The following is a 15,742-nucleotide window of genomic DNA, read 5'->3' on the forward strand; positions in this document are numbered from 1 at the left end:
TTTTTCTCCTAAGCCCCGTGGGCGTTGACGTGGTCATGCATGATAGCCAAAAACCAATCGTTCTATAAATATCGTTTGTTTATTTCTATATGACTAGCGGGAGGTGCGTGCGATGGCTTCGACGCATTCGCCGACCAGTGCCGGCCCGCGGTAGATAAAGCCCGTGTAGATCTGTACGACCGACGCGCCGGCTGCGATTTTCGCCGCGGCATCCTCGCCCGAGGCGATGCCGCCTACGCCGATGATGGCGACGTCCCTGCCGAGTTCGGCGCGCAGCTTCGCGATGACCGCATTCGATGGCTCGAAGACGGGCTTGCCGGAAAGCCCGCCCGTTTCTTCCGCATGCGGCAGCCCTGCCACGGCGGCGCGCGAAAGCGTCGTATTGGTGGCGATGACACCCTCCACGCGATGGCGCAGCAATGTGTCGGCGATCGCCTTGATTTGTTCGTCGTCGAGATCCGGCGCGATTTTCAGTGCGAGCGGCACGAGCTTGCCATGCAGGTCGGCGAGGCGCTGCTGCTTTTCCTTCAGCGCGCCGATGAGCGAATCGAGCTCGCTGGCGCCTTGAAGCTGCCTCAGATTTTTCGTGTTTGGCGAGGAGATGTTGATCGTGACATAGCTCGCGAACGGATAGACGCGCTCGAGGCAATAGAGGTAATCGTCGGCTGCGCGCTCGATCGGCGTATCGGCGTTCTTGCCGATGTTCAACCCCAGCGGGCCGCGGTAGCGGGCCGCCTGCACGTTGGCGACGAACCGGTCCACCCCGCCGTTGTTGAATCCCATCCGGTTGATGAGCGCACCGGCCTCGGGCAGGCGGAAGAGCCGGGGGCGCGGATTACCGGGCTGAGCTCGCGGCGTGACCGTGCCGACTTCGATGAAACCGAACCCGAGCGCCGCGAGTCCGTCGATGCAGGCACCGTCCTTGTCCAGGCCGGCAGCCAGACCGACCGGGTTGCGCAATGCAATGCCCATGACCGTGCGCGGCAAGTCCGGCACATGCGGCGCGAGGAGCCGCGCGAGGCCGGTACGGCCAGCGGCGCCGAGCGCCCGCAGCGTGAGGTGATGAGCGTCCTCGGCATCCATGCGAAAGAGCTGGGCGCGGGCGAACGGGTAAAGAGAACTGAGCACGGAGAAATGGGCGGCGAGAATGAAAGGCCGCTATTTTACCGGCTTCGCGGCACGGCTTGCCGGCGCACCGCAGCACGGCGGCACCCCGTCACCGCGGCAGGGGCCGGAAGCTGACCTCGACGGGGCGCGACCCAGCATCGGCCGACGTATCGAGCGTGCTCCAGCGGCCATCGACGAGCCCTTCCAGCGGGCGGAAATTCGACTTGTACGCCATCTTGGCGCTTTCGCGGATCCAATAGCCGAGATAGACGTAAGGCAAGCCCAGGCCGCGCGCCTGCTCGATCTGCCAGAGGATGTTGTAGGTGCCGTAGCTCGTGTGCTCCGTGTCGGGTTCGAAGAACGTATAAACGGATGACAGACCGTCGCCGAGGATGTCGATCATGCTGACCATGCGCAGCGTTCCGGGCTGCGCGTCGGTGCCGTCGCTGCCTTCGCTCGTTGCGGGCTCGCGGAATTCGACGAGCCGCGAGTTGATCCTGCTATGCAGCAGGAACTGCTCGTATTGATCGCGGCTGTCGCGGTCCATGCCGCCGCCGGCATGCCGCGCGGACTGGTAGCGCATATAAAGCGCGTAGTGTTCCTCGTCGTAGTGCAGCGGCGAAACCGAGGCCACGAGGTCGCCATGCCGTTTCCAGGCTCGGCGCTGAGTGCGGTTCGGCGCGAACGTCGTCACGGGCACGCGCACCGGCACGCAAGCGCGGCACGCTTCGCAATAAGGGCGATAGGTAAACACGCCGGAGCGGCGAAAGCCCGTCTTGACGAGTTCGGTATAGACGTCCGAATTGATCAGGTGACTGGGCGTGGCGACCTGCGAGCGCGCGACGCGCCCCTCGAGGTAGCTGCAAGGGTAAGGGGCCGTTGCGTAGAATTGCAGCGCGGAAAGCGGTGAAAGCGGCAGCTCATTCGGGTGAGTCATTGGCGGCTCTCGAAGCATCGTCCCTCGTTATGACAGACCCGCTCCGATGCTGGTCAGCGGGCTTGCTCGCCCTGGCGAGCGGCCGGCAGCAGATCGAGCAGAGCCGTTTTGTCGAAGCGCCAGGAAATGGGCGCTTCGGCAACGGCTGCGCGCACATGGGCGACGAAGGCCTTGCGCGCAATCTCGCGGCCGCCGAGCGACGCCAGATGCGACGTGTTCTGCTGGCAGTCTATCATTTCTACCCCGTGGTGGCGCAGGTGTCCGACCAGTGTGGCGAGGGCGATCTTCGACGCGTCGGTGGCATCGGCGTACATCGATTCGCCGAAGAACATCCGCCCGAGCGACACGCCGTAGAGGCCGCCCACGCGCTTGCCGTCGAGCCAGGTTTCCACGCTATGGGCTTCGCCTGCGCGATGCAGCGACGAATAAGCGTCGATGATCTCGGCGGTGATCCAGGTGCCGCGCTGTCCGCGGCGCGGCGCCTGAGCACAGGCGCGCATCACGCCGGCGAAGTCCGCGTCGACGCGGACCTCCCAGCGCGGATCGCGCAGCACGCGCTTGAGGGTCTTCCTGAGCGAGGGCGAAACCTTGAACTCGCCCGGAAAGAGAACCATGCGCGGATCGGGGCTCCACCAGAGCACCGGCTGACCGTCCGAGTACCAGGGGAAGATGCCGCGCCGATAGGCGTCGACAATCCGCCAGGGCAACAGATCCGAACTTGCCGCGAGGAGCCCGGGCGCGCCGCTCGTCACGCCGAGCGCATGCTCGACGGGCGGAAATGGATCGTCGGGGCCGAGCCAGGGAACCATGGTTCGTGCGTCGGGGTGGTCAGCCTTCGCGCAGCGAGCGGAAGATGTCGCCCGTGTGCAGGCCGTAGCTACCGGATAGCCGGTCGGCAAAAAAGAAGCGCAAGGTCTGGCAGACCGTTGGGAACGCGATGTCGTCCCAGGGGATCTCGCTTTCTTCGAAGAGCCTGACTTCGAGGCTCTCTTCGCCGGCCTCCACCTCGATGTCGAGCAGCCGCGCGAGATAAAAGAGGTGGACCTGGTGCACGTGCGGCACATTCAGCAGGGAAAAGAGGTGCTGGACCTCGACGCGCGCCCCGGCTTCCTCGAGCGTTTCGCGCGCGGCGGCTTCGGCTGTCGTCTCGCCGATTTCCATGAATCCCGCCGGTAGTGTCCAGTAGCCGTAGCGCGGTTCGATTGCGCGGCGGCACAGCAAGACTTTTTCCTCCCATACGGGGACGGTGCCTACGACGTTGCGCGGGTTCTGATAATGCACCGTGCCGCAGCTCTCGCAAACGAAGCGCTCGCGGTTGTCGCCGGGCGGAATGCGAAGACTGACGATGTGGCCGCAGGCCGAGCAGTATTTCATAGGCTTTTGCGTGGGAACTCGAGTAGGCGCGGGAGCGCGAATGCCGTCGACGGGAGCGCGCGCGAAAGAGTGATGCGAGTGTATCACCGCCACAATGGCATGCCGCATTGCGCAGATCGCACGGGAGCCCCAACGAAAAAAAGCCGGGCATCGGCCCGGCTTCTCGGTGCAGCGACGCAGCGTGCTCAGCTGAAGAGCTTCAGCGCCTGACGCAGCGTGTTGATGACACCCCATGCGAGCGGAATCAGCACATACGCCCAGAACACGACGAGTTGAATGGGGCGCGTCGGCCGGACGGCGGTCGAGTGATCGGTCATGAGGGGTCTCCTTAGATTTCTTTCGCGAGTTCGGTCTCGCTCATGTGATGCTTTTCGTTCACGCGCTTGACGAGCAGGTTGCAGATGAAGCCGACGACGAGCAGCACAACCATGATGTGCACGGTCATCGTGTAGGCATCGGCCTTGGCCACGCCGTGCGCGACCTGGTAGGCGCGAACGTAGTTGACGAGGACGGGGCCCGCGACGCCGGCCGCGGCCCATGCCGTCAGCAGGCGGCCATGAATGCCGCCGACGAACGCCGTGCCGAACATGTCGGCGAGATAAGCCGGCACGGTCGAAAAGCCGCCGCCGTACATCGACAGGATCACGCAGTAGGCGAGCACGAAGAGCGCGATGTTACCGGCGGACGCGAAACCGGGCACGAGGTAGTAGAGCACCGCGCCGAGCGCGAAGAAGATGAAGTAGGTGTTCTTGCGGCCGACCCAGTCCGACGCCGATGCCCATACGAAGCGCCCGCCCATGTTGAAGAGCGAGAGCAGCCCGACGAAGCCTGCCGCCGCGGCCGGCGTCACGGTGTCCTTGAAGCTCTCCTGAATCATCACCGAGGCCTGGCCGAGAATGCCGATGCCGGCCGTCACGTTCAGGAACAGCACGAGCCAGATCAGATAGAACTGCGGCGTCTTGAGCGCCTGGTCGATGTGCACGTGGTTGCGCGTGATCATCTTGTTGGACGTCGTGGGAGGCGTCCAGCCGGCGGGCTTCCAGTCGGCCGGCGGCACGCGGATTGCCAGCGCGCCGATCGACATCGAGACGAAGTAGGCGATTCCGAGCACGATGAACGTTTCGGCCACGCCGACGCTCGAGGCACTCTTGAAGTGGTTCATGAGCGCGACCGACAGCGGTGCCGCGATCATCGCGCCGCCGCCGAAGCCCATGATGGCCATGCCCGTGGCCATGCCGCGGCGATCGGGGAACCAGCGGATCAGCGTCGAGACGGGCGACACGTAGCCAAGCCCGAGGCCGATGCCGCCAATCACGCCGTAGCCGAGATAAAGCAGCGCGATCTGGTGCAGCCAGACGCCGAGCGCTGAAATGATGAAGCCGCCGCCGAAGCAGCAGGCAGCCGTAAACATCGTGCGGCGCGGCCCGACGTGTTCGAGCCACTTGCCCGCGAACGCGGCCGACAACCCGAGGAACACGATCGCGATCGAGAAGATCCATCCGAGCGTGGTGAGCGACCAGTCGCCGGGCGCCGATTCCGTGATGCCGATGACCTTCGTGAGCGGGCCGTTGAAAACGGAGAATGCGTAAGCCTGCCCAATACACAGGTGCACGGCGAGCGCGGCGGGCGGCACCATCCAGCGCGAGAATCCCGGGCGAGCGACGGTGGCCTGTTTGGAGAAGAACGGGGGGGTGCCGGCTTGGCCGGGCGAATTACTGATACTGCTCATGCGTGGTCTCCTGCGGTCGTCGGAAGTGTCGGCTTCTCGCGCAATCGTTCTCTTTTTTGCGCAGCCGGTCATGTTGCGCCGACAACGGTAGGGGGCCGGCGCTCAATCCGCAATATGAGCAGAAAGTGCATAAAGCAGAACATAACCGCGAAAAACAAAAAGCCCGACCTTCGGTCGGGCTTTTTGGAATTCGTGCGGACGGCGTTTTTGGTTGCGGGGGTAGGATTTGAACCTACGACCTTCGGGTTATGAGCCCGACGAGCTGCCAGACTGCTCCACCCCGCGTCCGTCGAAAACAAGAGTATAAGTGAAAGCTGAACCTCATGCAAGCACCATGCACGAGTGCTTATGCTCTCATGCCGTCGGCGTACCCGGCGCGCTGCTGCTCCGAGGGCGCGGCCGGCGACCGGCTGGCGAGCGCGCAGCCGCGCTGCGCTAGAATCGGGGGCCGCAGAGCCCGCTGCCGGCGCGCTCGCAATCCTTCCGTTGGGCAACCGTTCTCTTATACGTCATGGACATCGATCACGATCTGCACGCGATTGCCGCTCAGGAGCAGGCGCTCGTGTTTCCCCGCTTCGATGCGGCCCGGGCGTGGCAGCTCGGCGCCTATCTGCACGAGGTGGCTACGGCGCGTTCGCTTGCGCTCGCCATAGACGTCTCGACATTCGGCCAGACGCTTTTCTTCAGTTCGTTGGAGGGCGCCACCCCCGACAACGCGGCGTGGGTGAGGCGCAAGCGCAGTGTGGTCGAGCATTTTCGACGCAGCTCTTACGCGATCGGGCTGCGCATGCAGCGCGCGGGTACGACGCTCGCCGACAAGCACGGCCTGCCCGTGGCGGAATATGCCGCGCACGGCGGGGCGTTTCCGATCGCATTGGCCGGAGCCGGCGTGATCGGCTGCGTTACCGTGTCGGGCTTGCCGCAGCGCGCCGATCACGAACTCGTGGTGGAGGCGTTGTGCGCCGAACTCGGCGAGGACTACACGAAGCTGGCGCTGACGAGAGTCTGAAGGCCGCGGCTGCGTCACGCGCGTGACGTGCCGGGGGGGCACCGCATCTGCAGGGAACACCGACTCCCGGGCGCGGCGCGCGCGTGCTACCGTTCTTATATCTCAGCTTTCGACGACTGCTCATGTCTCCGTCAGAACCGGTTTCCGTCCTTGCTATCGACGAAGTGCGCTGCCACGTCGAGAATCGAGTCGGTTTTATCGAACTGAATCGCCCGAAGGCGCTCAACGCGCTTTCGGTTCCGATGATTCGTGCAATGCACGCGCGGCTCGACGAATGGCGCGACGATGACGACGTCCTTGCCGTCGTGGTGTACAGCGCGCACGAACGAGCTTTTTGTGCCGGTGGTGACGTGCGGTACTTCTATGAGGCATCCCAGCGCGGCGACGTTGCGGCGCGCGAGCGTTTCTTCGTCGAGGAGTACACACTCGATCACGCCATATTCACCTACCCGAAGCCCTATATCGCGTTGATGAGCGGGATCGTGATGGGCGGGGGTATGGGAATTTCCCTGGCTGCACATCGTACCGGCGGCTTGCGCGTGGTGACGACGTCGACGCAAATGGCCATGCCCGAGACGCGTATCGGCCTTTTCCCGGACGTCGGCTCGAGTTGGTTCCTGGCCCGCGCGCCTGGCGCGATCGGCCGCTATCTGGCGGTAACGGGCGAGACGATCGATGCGGCCGATGCGCTCTACGCGGGGCTCGCCGATATCTGCATCCGCGCCTCGGCCTTGCCCGCGTTGCTCGATGCATTGCGCAGCGAGCGTTTTGGCGCGTCCGGCGATGTCGTCGAATGCGTGAGGCGCGCGGCGCAGGGGGCGCCCTGTGTGCCGGACGACGACGAGGCGGCGGAAACATCGCTTGCCGCCACGCGCGCCTGGATCGACCGGCATTTCGGCCAGTCGGACGTGTCGGGCATCATGGCGTCGCTCGAAACTCAGCAGGAGGAGGGGGCGCGTGACTGGGCCGAGGAGACGATCGGCGTGCTGCGCGATCGCTCGCCGCTCTCGATGGCCGTGTCGCTGGAAGTGGTCGCGCGCGGCGAGGGGACAATGGCCGACTGTTTGCGGCGCGACCTCGATCTCACGCGCTCGATGTTCGAGCATGGAGACGTGCTCGAAGGCGTGCGCGCGCGCATCATCGACAAGGACAACCACCCGCATTGGCGCTTCGCACGCATCGAGGACGTCAGCCGCGCCGATATCGAGCGCATGTTCGTGAGCCCCTGGGCTCCCGACGCGCATCCGCTTCGCCACCTGCGGGGCTGATGTCCCGCCCGACCGGAGCGGGCTTGCGGGGGGGGGCGCTCAGGCCGCGTCGTCTTCGACCGGCGCCATGAACGCGCGCATGAACACGAGTGCGCCCCAGCCCCAGACGGCATTCGCGGCAAAACCGACGGCAAGACGCGGCAGCATATTGCCGCTCGGCCAGATACCGCGCAGCGGATCGACGAGAAACACGCGGGCAGCCGTCAGCACGATGCCGCCGAACACGAAGGCTTGTACCCACGGTGCGGCGCGTTCGGGCGAGATACGCAGCAACCACGCCATCAGGACGGCCCATAGGGCGCTCCAGATCGCGTTGGCGACGAACTCGGGAACCTCGAGCGGCGCGAAAGGAATCGTCGAGAAACCGCCCGTGCCGATGAGGCCGGCCGTGTGCAGCAGCGCTAACGTCGCTTCGCGGAAAAAGAGTGCCGCGAGAAAGCCTGAAACGAAGGGCAGGATGACTTTTTGCATGGAGTGCTTTGCGCGGCCGCGTCACGGGCGATAAGGCCGGCGGCGCGGGCCTTGGGCTCGAACGTGCGACATTATAGGTGCGCGCGAAGACGTCGCGGCGTTACCCGGCGGAAGTGCTAGGATGGATTGACGATTCCATCCAAGGGAGCCGGCCATGTCCAAATCCTTGAGTCCGGAGGCAATCGAGGCGCTCCGGCGCCTGAACGAAGTGGGTATCGGCCAGCAGCCCCCGCTCGTCTCCATGGCCGTGGCGGCCGAACTGCTGGGCGCGGGGCTGGCCGGCGAGAATACCGACGGCGCGATCGAAATCACGTGCGATGGTCGCAAGTATCTGTCCGGGGACTGCGACTAGCGCGGGCGCGCCCGTCACTGGCGGCATCATCGAAGGAGAGCGGCGATGAAACCGAAAGGCGTCGACATGGGTGACTACGAGGAAGCCTATCGCGGGTATGACCTCGAAATCGCCATCGAGCAGGTGATGACGGGCGTGAAGTCGCATTTCCGCGTGCTGAAGGACGGCATGGTCGTCGAGGACTGGCGGCTCGTTCACGTCGAAGAGACGTGGCCGACCGAGCGGCTGGCGGCACGCGCTGCGCTCGATGCGGCGCGTGCCGTTGTCGACGGCAAGCTCGGTGCGTGAGCGCAGCCCTGGGGCAGGGGCGCGCCGGCGCGGGCTTATTGCTCGTCGTCCCCCCAAGGGATTTCGACGTCGGTGATGAACGCGACGGTGGCGAGCGGCCGTGCTTCGTGCCGGCCGACCTTGCCGTCGGCGCGCTGCCATTCGACGCGAAAGACGACCTCGGGGGTTTCCGCGAGCAGCCATACCTTGCGCAGTTCGTCGGGATCGGCGGCCTCGACGGGGCCATCGAGCGAGACGAGCAGCTGTTGCGGCCACAGGCCGTTGGCCGGGTCGTACACGCGGTCGCCGTCCGGAATCGACGTAAATGCCTCGACGCCAATCGTGGCACTGGCTTCTTCCACCATTTTCGCTAGTGCGCGCAAGACGGCGGTGGCACGTGCCGAGTTCGCCTGGCGGATTGCGAGATCGCCGCGCGTCAACGCGTGCTCGAGTCTGGGGTTTGCCTTTTGCTTGCTCATAATGCCTTCCATTGAATCGATACGGGACGGCGAGTCGCGCCACGCCGGTCCGTCGGGTGCATGCTACCACCGGCGGGTGCCGTTGCTATCAGCGAGCCAGCCCGGCAACGCGTGCAAAAGACGTTCCTCTCGGGGTAGCCTGAAGCGGTCGCTGCGCTAGCGTAAAAAGCGCAAGCTGCCTGTATGGCGGCGGACGATAAAGCGGGAGGGGGATAAAAGGCGATGTTGGGGTGGCTGATGGGACTCGAACCCACGACGACAGGAATCACAATCCTGGACTCTACCAACTGAGCTACAGCCACCACTGGAACTTGCTGTCTGGCTTGCCGAGAACCGGCTCGCCGACGAAGAAGCGAGATTATACAAACACGATTGCGGCTTGCCTAGCCCCTCATGCAATAAATTCGGCTTCGTCGCGCAAATGGGCACGGGCCTCGTCGAACACGGCAAGATCCGCAGCCGCGAGTCGCTTGCTGTCCGACAGCACGCGCCGCCACCCGCGCGAACCCGGCACGCCGCGATACAGGCCCAGCGCGTGGCGCGTGATCGCGCCGAGATAGGTGCCGCGCGCGAGTTCGCGCGCGCAATAGTCGATGAGCCGCGCTTCGATTTGCTCCCGGCTTGCCGCGGGCTCGCTGCGCCCATAAAAGCGTGCGTCGACATCCGCCAGCACGAACGGGTTGTGATACGCCTCGCGGCCGAGCATCACGCCGTCGACATGTGCGAGGTGCGTTTGCACCTCGTCCAGCGTCTTGATGCCGCCATTGATGATGATTTCGAGCCGAGGGAAATCCTGCTTGAGCCGGTACGCGTAATCGTATTTGAGCGGCGGGATTTCGCGATTTTCCTTCGGCGACAGACCTTTCAGGATCGCGTTGCGCGCATGGACGATGAAGACTTCGCAGCCGGCCGCGGCGACCGTGCCAACGAAATCGCGCACGAAAGCGTAGTCCTCGACGGTATCCACGCCGATCCGATGCTTGACCGTCACGGGAACGCTCACGGCATCGCGCATCGCTTTCACGCAGTCGGCCACGAGTTGCGGTTCGTTCATGAGGCATGCGCCGAACGCGCCACGCTGCACGCGCTCGGACGGGCAGCCGCAATTGAGGTTGATCTCGTCGTAGCCCCATTGCTCGCCGAGCCGGGCTGCGCGCGCGAGGTCGTCGGGCTCGCTGCCGCCCAACTGCAGCGCGACGGGCGCTTCCTGCGGCTCAAACGCAAGATGACGGGCCACGTCGCCGAACAGCAGCGCCCCCGTCGTCACCATTTCGGTATAGAGCCAGGTATGGCGTGAAATCAGACGATGAAAATAGCGGCAGTGACGGTCGGTCCAGTCCATCATCGGTGCAACGCTTACGCGGCGGGGACTGGCCAGGGAAGATAACTGCATGATGCGCAAAGAAAAACGGGATGGGCCATTTTACCGCAATGCCCGTCTCTCGATGGGCCCGGCGCACGCCCGGCGGGCGCGGCGCCTAGGTACCGGTCGCGGCATGGGCGAGCAGCAGCGCGATCGCGCACGAGGTCAGGCGAGCCAGCGTGCCGTCGGCACGGCTTGTCAATACGATCGGCACGCGCGCGCCCACCACGATTCCGGCAATCCGCGCATCGGCCAGGTATTCGAGCTCCTTCGCCACCATGTTGCCCGCTTCGAGGTCCGGCACCACCAGAATGTCGGACGCGCCCGCGACGGGCGAGCGGATGCCTTTCGCGTGCGCGGCGTCGGCGGAGATCGCGTTGTCGAAGGCGAGGGGGCCATCGACGATGCCGCCTCGTATCTGGCCACGCTCGGCCATCTTGCAGAGCGCCGCCGCATCGATCGTGGCGGGCAGCGTCTCGGTCACCGTTTCGACGGCCGACAGGACGGCCACGCGCGGCTCTTCGATGCCGAGCAACGTCGCGAGATCGATCGCGTTCTGAACGATGTCGCGCTTCTCGCCGAGCGTCGGGCGTACGTTGATGGCGGCGTCGGTAATGAAAAGCGGCCGGGCGTAGTGTGGCACGTCGATCGCGAAGACATGGCTGATGCGGCGTGCTGTACGCAAGCCGCGATCCCGATCGACGACGGCCCGCATGAGCACGTCCGTGTGCAACGCGCCTTTCATGAGCGCCTGAACGCGCCGGGCGCGCGCCATGGCTACAGCCACGGCCGCGGCATCGTCGTCGTGCTCGGCCGTAACGATTTCGTATGGTGCCAGGTCGATGCCTGCCTCGCGCGCGGCGGCGCGGATCTTCGCTTCCGGGCCGACGAGCACGGGGACGATGAGCCCTGCGGCGCCGGCCTCGATCGCCCCGGCGAGCGAGGGCACGTCGACCGGATAGACCACGGCGGTCCGGATCGCCTCGAGCCCGTGCGCCATGCCGATCAGGTGATCGTAGAGTCGGCGCACCGGGCGTGTGACGCCTGCGGAGCCGGCGTCGGCCGCATCGAGTGCGTGCTTTTCGACTGGTTTCATAGGCCGATGGAAAGAGCGGGAACGGGATGTAGGGGGCTCGTCCAGGCGCGAACGCATGGCAATGGACGGCTTTCGCGTGGACAAACCCGATGGCGCTCACTATCCGCCGATTGCCCGTGCCGCGCGTTGATCGAGGTCAATCGAGCGGCTCCGAGCGTGCGGGTGCCGCTAGAATGGAGCCCCGCGCCGTGCCGCGCGAGCGCATGCGCGGCGCATGCCGCAATGAGAGAAACCCAAGGAAAGAAGGAGTAGCGATCGATGCGTGGCGGACTCTCCCGTCGTGATGTGGCCCGGGGCATCCTGGTGATGGCGATGCTTGCGATGCTTGCGATGCTGGCCGGTTGCGGCACGCTCTTCGGTCCGAGGCGGCCCGCGGCGGCCTCCGGGCCCACGCCGGCGGAGCTGCTCGACGCCGAACTCCAGATACCGCCGCAGCCTTCGTCGGAAGCTTTGGGATCGGTTATCGTCACCGCGCCGCTGCACGAGCCGCAGGAGGCGAGACGCGCACCGCCGAAGCCCGTGCATCGGCGCCCGCCGCCGCCGCCGAAGGCCGCGGCTGAAACTCCGCCGCCGCCAGCGCCGGTCGTTCCGCCGCCGATCGTGGCCTCGCGCTTGCTGTCCAACGATACGCGCGGCCTGCTGGACGCTCGCGTTCAGCGTCCCGACGGCAAGGTCATCGGCCGCGCGATCGATGTGCTCGTCGACCGGAATGGAAAACCAACCGAAATGCTCGTCAATCTCAGCGGGTTCATGGGCATCGGCGATCGCAAGGTCCGTTTCCCCTGGAGCGCGTTCGCGTTCAACATGACGCCGCAAAAAGCCTCGGTCACGCTCGGCGTGGCGCCGGGGCAGCCGCCGGCGGCCGGGGCGTTGGGCAAGAAGGCAGCCCGCGTTGCGGGCGGCAATGACGCACCGGGGCTGACGGGGCTCATCGACGTGACGGTCGAGCGCCCCGACGGCTCGCGCGTTGGTCGCGTTACCGACGTGCTCATCGACAACCATGCGCTGCCGCAGGCCGCCGTGGTCGACGTCGGCAGCCTCATTCACGATCGGCGCCGCATCGCGGCCGACTGGTCCGCGCTGAGATTCGTGCCGAAGAGCGACGGCCTGACCGTGCGCACCGATCTGACCGATGCCCAGATCCAGGCGGCGCCGGCGTTCGAGCCCGATCAGCCGGTACGCGCGGTATCGCCCTTCGTGCCGCCCAGGCAGCCGGCGACGCCCGCGGCGCCTCAAGCACGGTGACGGTACAGATGGCAACCATTCGCAGTCTTCGTGCGCTCGACTGGCTGAACTTCTTTCTCGCCAACGTCCAGACGGGCTTCGGGCCGTTCATCGCCTCGTATCTGACATCCAACAAATGGACGCAAGGGGAAATCGGCATAGCGCTTAGCGTGGGCACCGCCACGGCCATGTTGAGCCAGGTGCCGGCCGGCGCGCTGATTGACGCGTTGCGCAACAAGAAAGCGGCCGCGGCCGCGGCCATTCTGGCCATTGCGGCCTGCGCGCTGCTGCTTGCCGCGAGTCCGACGCTCGTACCCGTAATCGCGGCGGAGGTCTTCCATGGGTTTGCCAGCTGCATGCTGACACCGGCCATCGCGGCGATCTCGTTCGCGCTCGTCGGCCGTCATGCGCTCGGCAACCGGCTCGGGCGCAATGCCACCTATGCTTCCATTGGCAGCGCCGTGGCCGCCGCTCTGATGGGCCTCTTCGGCGAGTATTCGTCGGCGCGTGCGGTGTTCTGGCTGACCGCCGGGCTGACGGTGCCGGCGCTCGTCGCCTTGTCGATGATCGAGCACACCGGACGCATTGCGGTGAGCAACGCCAGCGCGGAACCGGTCAGGCGCTCCAGCATGAGCGAGTTGCTGCGCGACAGGCGCGTGCTCATTTTTTCCGCATGCATTGCACTGTTCCACCTGTCCAATGCCGCCATGCTGAATCTCGCGGCGGGCGAAGTGACGACGCACATGAGCGACAACGTCCAACTCGTGATCGCGGCATGCATCATCGTGCCGCAGATGGTCGTCGCCGCGCTTTCGCCCTGGGTCGGCCGCTCGGCCGAGCGCTGGGGCCGGCGCCCGCTGCTGTTGTTCGGATTCGCGGCGCTGCCCGTGCGCGCGCTGTTGTTCGCCGGCGTGTCGAGCCCGTACCTGCTGGTACCGGTGCAGCTTTTCGATGGGATCAGTGCCGCGGTTTTCGGCGTCATGCTGCCGCTGATCGCAGCCGATGTGGCGGGGGGCAAGGGCCACTACAACCTATGTATCGGGCTCTTCGGACTCACAGCCGGTATCGGCGCGACACTCTCGACGCTCGTGGCCGGTTTCATCGCCGACCACTTCGGCAACACTGCCAGCTTTTTGTGCCTCGCGGCGGCCGGGGCGATGGCCGTACTGCTCGTGTGGGCTGCACTGCCGGAAACGCGCGATGCGGACGAAACGCCGGCGAGCACGCCGGCGCCGTCCGCCTGAGCGGCGCGGCTTCAGCGCATCATCCGGCGGCGAAAGAGCGCGGCGCACACGAGAAACGGAACCACCACGTAAGCGGCGAGCACGGCCACATCGACGAGCGCTCCCGTCATCGGCCGGCCGAGCATTGCCGCCCGGATCAACTCGACGGCATGTGCGAGCGGCAATGCTTGCGCGGCGTGGCGCACCGGCATCGGCAACTGGGTGAGCGGAAAGAACACGCCCGAGAGCAGCAGCATTGGCGTGATCACGAGCGTTTGATAGAACATGAAGAAGTCGTAGGACGGGGCGAGCGCGGTCACGATCATCGCCAGGCTTGCAAACGCAAGCCCCGAGAGGGCGACGACGGGCAGGGCGGCGAGCATCGACGGGAAGTTCGCGTAGCCGAGCACCCCGGCCACGAGCATGATCGCCGCGCCGGAAAGCACGGCCTTGCTTGCTGCCCAGGCGATCTCTCCGAGGACGATATCGCCGAGCGTCAACGGCGTATGCATGATCGCTTCCCAGGTTCGCTGCACGTGCATGCGCGAGAAGCCCGAGTACATCGATTCGAAGCTGGCCGACATCATGACGCTCGAGGCCACTGTGCCCGCGGCCAGAAAAGCGATATAGGGTACGCCGTCGACTTCCCCCACCATCAGCCCGAGACCGAAGCCGAGGCCGAACAGGTAGATCATCGGATCGGCGAGATTGCCGAACATCGAGGCGAGGGCGAGCTTGCGCCAGACCAGATAGTTGCGGCGCCACACCGATAACCAGTTGGTAGCGTTTGCAGGCAGCGCGAGGCGGGGACCGGGCGTATGCATCGGAAGCGGGCCGTGCCGGTTGTCACGAGGCGAATATGAAGAGGTTTCCATGGTATCGAGGCGGGCGCGTGACGGTTCAGTCCTGCATTTCGCGGCCGGTGAGCCGCAGGAATACGTCTTCGAGATTGGCCGGGCGGTGCAGGTAGCGCAAACCCGGGCGGCCGGCGAGACGCGCATTGACGGGCTGTGCATCTTCGACGTAGCAAAAAAGCGTCTCGCCGCTGATCTCGGTGCGTGCCGCGAATGGGGCCAGCTCGTCGCGCAGCGCGGCCGGCTCGGCGCCATACACTTCGATGACATCGCAGCCGATCTCGGACGCGATCAACTCATCGGGCGAACCCTCTGCGATCTTGCGCCCTTCCTCGATAATGCAAAGGCGGTCGCACAGCCGCTCGGCCTCCTCCATGAAATGCGTGGTGAGCAGAATGGTCTTGCCGCGCGCGATCAGCGAGCGCAGCCGTTCCCATATGAGGTGACGTGCTTGCGGGTCGAGGCCGGTGGTCGGCTCGTCGAGAATCAGCACGTCAGGGTCGTTGACCAAAGCGCGCGCGAGCGTGAGACGCCGCTTCATGCCCCCCGAAAGCTCGGCCACGCGTGCATCGGCTTTGCTTTCGAGGCGGGCGAATTCGAGGAGCGGTTCGACCATGGCGCGCGTCTTGCTCGCCGACAGGCCGAAATAGCGCCCGAAGACGAGCAGATTCTCGCGCACGGTGAAATCGGGATCGAGGTTGTCGAATTGCGGGACGACGCCGACGCGCTGGCGCGCAATGCGCGCGTACCGCGGAATTGCCTGGCCGCCGAGCGAAATTGCGCCCGCATCGGGCTCGGCGATACCGAGCAGCATGCGCAGCGTGGTCGTCTTGCCTGCGCCGTTGGGCCCGAGCAGGCCGAAGCATTCGCCGGTGCCTACGTGGAACGACAATTGGTCGACGACGGTTTTCCCGCCGTAGCGCTTCTCGACATGGGTGAATTCGATTGCGTGATTCGACATGGGACGATGCGGCAGCGGACCGGCCGAC

18 protein-coding genes and 2 tRNA genes are annotated in these 15,742 nt (G+C 65.5%); 6 read left to right on the forward strand and 14 right to left on the reverse strand.

Annotation, left to right across the window (positions count from 1 at the left end):
- Positions 1–93 precede the first annotated feature (93 nt).
- The 7 genes from U0034_RS18870 to U0034_RS18900 all read right to left on the reverse strand — a co-directional run bounded on the left by U0034_RS18870 (position 94) and on the right by U0034_RS18900 (position 5,432).
- Positions 94–1,128 (reverse strand): quinone-dependent dihydroorotate dehydrogenase, encoded by a 1,035-nt coding sequence (locus U0034_RS18870; RefSeq protein WP_085229113.1) that lies wholly within the window; start codon positions 1,126–1,128, stop codon positions 94–96.
- An 88-nt stretch (positions 1,129–1,216) separates the two neighbouring features.
- Positions 1,217–2,044 carry an arginyltransferase gene (locus U0034_RS18875; RefSeq protein WP_085229114.1) on the reverse strand — a complete coding sequence of 276 codons (828 nt, stop codon included), beginning with the start codon at positions 2,042–2,044 and terminating at the stop codon, positions 1,217–1,219.
- Between the two features lie 53 nt (positions 2,045–2,097).
- Positions 2,098–2,853 carry a leucyl/phenylalanyl-tRNA--protein transferase gene (gene aat, locus U0034_RS18880; protein WP_085229115.1) on the reverse strand — a complete coding sequence of 252 codons (756 nt, stop codon included), beginning with the start codon at positions 2,851–2,853 and terminating at the stop codon, positions 2,098–2,100.
- 19 nt (positions 2,854–2,872) lie between these two features.
- On the reverse strand, positions 2,873–3,418 hold the full coding sequence (locus U0034_RS18885; RefSeq protein WP_085229116.1) for an NUDIX hydrolase: 546 nt from the start codon (positions 3,416–3,418) through the stop codon (positions 2,873–2,875).
- A gap of 185 nt (positions 3,419–3,603) precedes the next feature.
- Positions 3,604–3,735, reverse strand: coding sequence for an MFS transporter small subunit (locus U0034_RS18890; protein ID WP_085229117.1), 132 nt, complete (start codon positions 3,733–3,735; stop codon positions 3,604–3,606).
- Positions 3,736–3,746: 11 nt separating this feature from the next.
- A complete protein-coding gene (locus U0034_RS18895) occupies positions 3,747–5,147 on the reverse strand; it encodes an L-lactate MFS transporter (protein ID WP_085229118.1) in 1,401 nt (466 codons plus the stop codon).
- A 208-nt stretch (positions 5,148–5,355) separates the two neighbouring features.
- A tRNA-Met gene (locus U0034_RS18900) sits at positions 5,356–5,432 on the reverse strand.
- A 226-nt stretch (positions 5,433–5,658) separates the two neighbouring features.
- Here U0034_RS18900 and U0034_RS18905 point away from each other — a divergent pair.
- Together U0034_RS18905 and U0034_RS18910 are read left to right on the forward strand one after the other, a co-directional pair.
- Positions 5,659–6,156 carry a heme-degrading domain-containing protein gene (locus U0034_RS18905; RefSeq protein ID WP_085229119.1) on the forward strand — a complete coding sequence of 166 codons (498 nt, stop codon included), beginning with the start codon at positions 5,659–5,661 and terminating at the stop codon, positions 6,154–6,156.
- A 122-nt stretch (positions 6,157–6,278) separates the two neighbouring features.
- The gene (locus tag U0034_RS18910; RefSeq protein ID WP_085229120.1) at positions 6,279–7,424 is read left to right on the forward strand and encodes an enoyl-CoA hydratase/isomerase family protein; all 1,146 of its coding nucleotides are present in this window, start codon (positions 6,279–6,281) and stop codon (positions 7,422–7,424) included.
- Positions 7,425–7,463: 39 nt separating this feature from the next.
- Here U0034_RS18910 and U0034_RS18915 read toward each other — a convergent pair whose 3' ends face one another.
- On the reverse strand, positions 7,464–7,895 hold the full coding sequence (locus tag U0034_RS18915) for a hypothetical protein (RefSeq protein WP_085229121.1): 432 nt from the start codon (positions 7,893–7,895) through the stop codon (positions 7,464–7,466).
- Between the two features lie 154 nt (positions 7,896–8,049).
- Between U0034_RS18915 and U0034_RS18920 the strand changes: the two genes are divergently transcribed.
- Both U0034_RS18920 and U0034_RS18925 read left to right on the forward strand, forming a co-directional pair.
- Positions 8,050–8,247 carry a hypothetical protein gene (locus U0034_RS18920; protein WP_085229122.1) on the forward strand — a complete coding sequence of 66 codons (198 nt, stop codon included), beginning with the start codon at positions 8,050–8,052 and terminating at the stop codon, positions 8,245–8,247.
- A 45-nt stretch (positions 8,248–8,292) separates the two neighbouring features.
- Positions 8,293–8,535, forward strand: coding sequence for a DUF6566 family protein (locus U0034_RS18925; RefSeq protein ID WP_085229123.1), 243 nt, complete (start codon positions 8,293–8,295; stop codon positions 8,533–8,535).
- A gap of 35 nt (positions 8,536–8,570) precedes the next feature.
- Here U0034_RS18925 and U0034_RS18930 read toward each other — a convergent pair whose 3' ends face one another.
- The 4 genes from U0034_RS18930 to U0034_RS18945 all read right to left on the reverse strand — a co-directional run bounded on the left by U0034_RS18930 (position 8,571) and on the right by U0034_RS18945 (position 11,452).
- The gene (locus U0034_RS18930; RefSeq protein ID WP_085229257.1) at positions 8,571–8,993 is read right to left on the reverse strand and encodes a hypothetical protein; all 423 of its coding nucleotides are present in this window, start codon (positions 8,991–8,993) and stop codon (positions 8,571–8,573) included.
- 226 nt (positions 8,994–9,219) lie between these two features.
- A tRNA-His gene (locus U0034_RS18935) sits at positions 9,220–9,295 on the reverse strand.
- An 89-nt stretch (positions 9,296–9,384) separates the two neighbouring features.
- Positions 9,385–10,386 carry a tRNA dihydrouridine(20/20a) synthase DusA gene (dusA, locus tag U0034_RS18940; RefSeq protein WP_085229258.1) on the reverse strand — a complete coding sequence of 334 codons (1,002 nt, stop codon included), beginning with the start codon at positions 10,384–10,386 and terminating at the stop codon, positions 9,385–9,387.
- Positions 10,387–10,471: 85 nt separating this feature from the next.
- Positions 10,472–11,452: a bifunctional enoyl-CoA hydratase/phosphate acetyltransferase gene (locus U0034_RS18945; protein ID WP_233211957.1), complete on the reverse strand. Its 981-nt coding sequence runs from the start codon at positions 11,450–11,452 to the stop codon at positions 10,472–10,474.
- 258 nt (positions 11,453–11,710) lie between these two features.
- Here U0034_RS18945 and U0034_RS18950 point away from each other — a divergent pair, with 258 nt between their 5' ends.
- Both U0034_RS18950 and U0034_RS18955 read left to right on the forward strand, forming a co-directional pair.
- The gene (locus U0034_RS18950; protein ID WP_114717944.1) at positions 11,711–12,697 is read left to right on the forward strand and encodes a PRC-barrel domain-containing protein; all 987 of its coding nucleotides are present in this window, start codon (positions 11,711–11,713) and stop codon (positions 12,695–12,697) included.
- Between the two features lie 8 nt (positions 12,698–12,705).
- Positions 12,706–13,920, forward strand: a complete 1,215-nt coding sequence (locus U0034_RS18955; RefSeq protein ID WP_085229125.1) for an MFS transporter — start codon at positions 12,706–12,708, stop codon at positions 13,918–13,920.
- A gap of 11 nt (positions 13,921–13,931) precedes the next feature.
- Here the strand turns inward: U0034_RS18955 and U0034_RS18960 are convergent, their stop codons facing one another.
- Both U0034_RS18960 and nodI read right to left on the reverse strand, forming a co-directional pair.
- Positions 13,932–14,723 carry an ABC transporter permease gene (locus U0034_RS18960; RefSeq protein WP_085229126.1) on the reverse strand — a complete coding sequence of 264 codons (792 nt, stop codon included), beginning with the start codon at positions 14,721–14,723 and terminating at the stop codon, positions 13,932–13,934.
- 76 nt (positions 14,724–14,799) lie between these two features.
- Positions 14,800–15,714 (reverse strand): nodulation factor ABC transporter ATP-binding protein NodI, encoded by a 915-nt coding sequence (gene nodI / locus U0034_RS18965; RefSeq protein WP_085229127.1) that lies wholly within the window; start codon positions 15,712–15,714, stop codon positions 14,800–14,802.
- Positions 15,715–15,742: the final 28 nt, after the last annotated feature.

This window comes from Trinickia caryophylli, assembly GCF_034424545.1.
GTDB lineage: Bacteria > Pseudomonadota > Gammaproteobacteria > Burkholderiales > Burkholderiaceae > Trinickia > Trinickia caryophylli.

Coding starts and splice junctions, on each gene's coding strand:
- U0034_RS18875 (WP_085229114.1), bottom strand. CDS start 2,044: ATGACTCACCCGAATGAGCTGCCGCTTTCACCGCTTTCCGCGCTGCAA.
- aat (WP_085229115.1), bottom strand. CDS start 2,853: ATGGTTCCCTGGCTCGGCCCCGACGATCCATTTCCGCCCGTCGAGCAT.
- U0034_RS18885 (WP_085229116.1), bottom strand. CDS start 3,418: ATGAAATACTGCTCGGCCTGCGGCCACATCGTCAGTCTTCGCATTCCG.
- U0034_RS18890 (WP_085229117.1), bottom strand. CDS start 3,735: ATGACCGATCACTCGACCGCCGTCCGGCCGACGCGCCCCATTCAACTC.
- U0034_RS18895 (WP_085229118.1), bottom strand. CDS start 5,147: ATGAGCAGTATCAGTAATTCGCCCGGCCAAGCCGGCACCCCCCCGTTC.
- U0034_RS18905 (WP_085229119.1), top strand. CDS start 5,659: ATGGACATCGATCACGATCTGCACGCGATTGCCGCTCAGGAGCAGGCG.
- U0034_RS18910 (WP_085229120.1), top strand. CDS start 6,279: ATGTCTCCGTCAGAACCGGTTTCCGTCCTTGCTATCGACGAAGTGCGC.
- U0034_RS18915 (WP_085229121.1), bottom strand. CDS start 7,895: ATGCAAAAAGTCATCCTGCCCTTCGTTTCAGGCTTTCTCGCGGCACTC.
- U0034_RS18920 (WP_085229122.1), top strand. CDS start 8,050: ATGTCCAAATCCTTGAGTCCGGAGGCAATCGAGGCGCTCCGGCGCCTG.
- U0034_RS18925 (WP_085229123.1), top strand. CDS start 8,293: ATGAAACCGAAAGGCGTCGACATGGGTGACTACGAGGAAGCCTATCGC.
- U0034_RS18930 (WP_085229257.1), bottom strand. CDS start 8,993: ATGAGCAAGCAAAAGGCAAACCCCAGACTCGAGCACGCGTTGACGCGC.
- dusA (WP_085229258.1), bottom strand. CDS start 10,386: ATGCAGTTATCTTCCCTGGCCAGTCCCCGCCGCGTAAGCGTTGCACCG.
- U0034_RS18945 (WP_233211957.1), bottom strand. CDS start 11,452: ATGAAACCAGTCGAAAAGCACGCACTCGATGCGGCCGACGCCGGCTCC.
- U0034_RS18950 (WP_114717944.1), top strand. CDS start 11,711: ATGCGTGGCGGACTCTCCCGTCGTGATGTGGCCCGGGGCATCCTGGTG.
- U0034_RS18955 (WP_085229125.1), top strand. CDS start 12,706: ATGGCAACCATTCGCAGTCTTCGTGCGCTCGACTGGCTGAACTTCTTT.
- U0034_RS18960 (WP_085229126.1), bottom strand. CDS start 14,723: ATGCATACGCCCGGTCCCCGCCTCGCGCTGCCTGCAAACGCTACCAAC.
- nodI (WP_085229127.1), bottom strand. CDS start 15,714: ATGTCGAATCACGCAATCGAATTCACCCATGTCGAGAAGCGCTACGGC.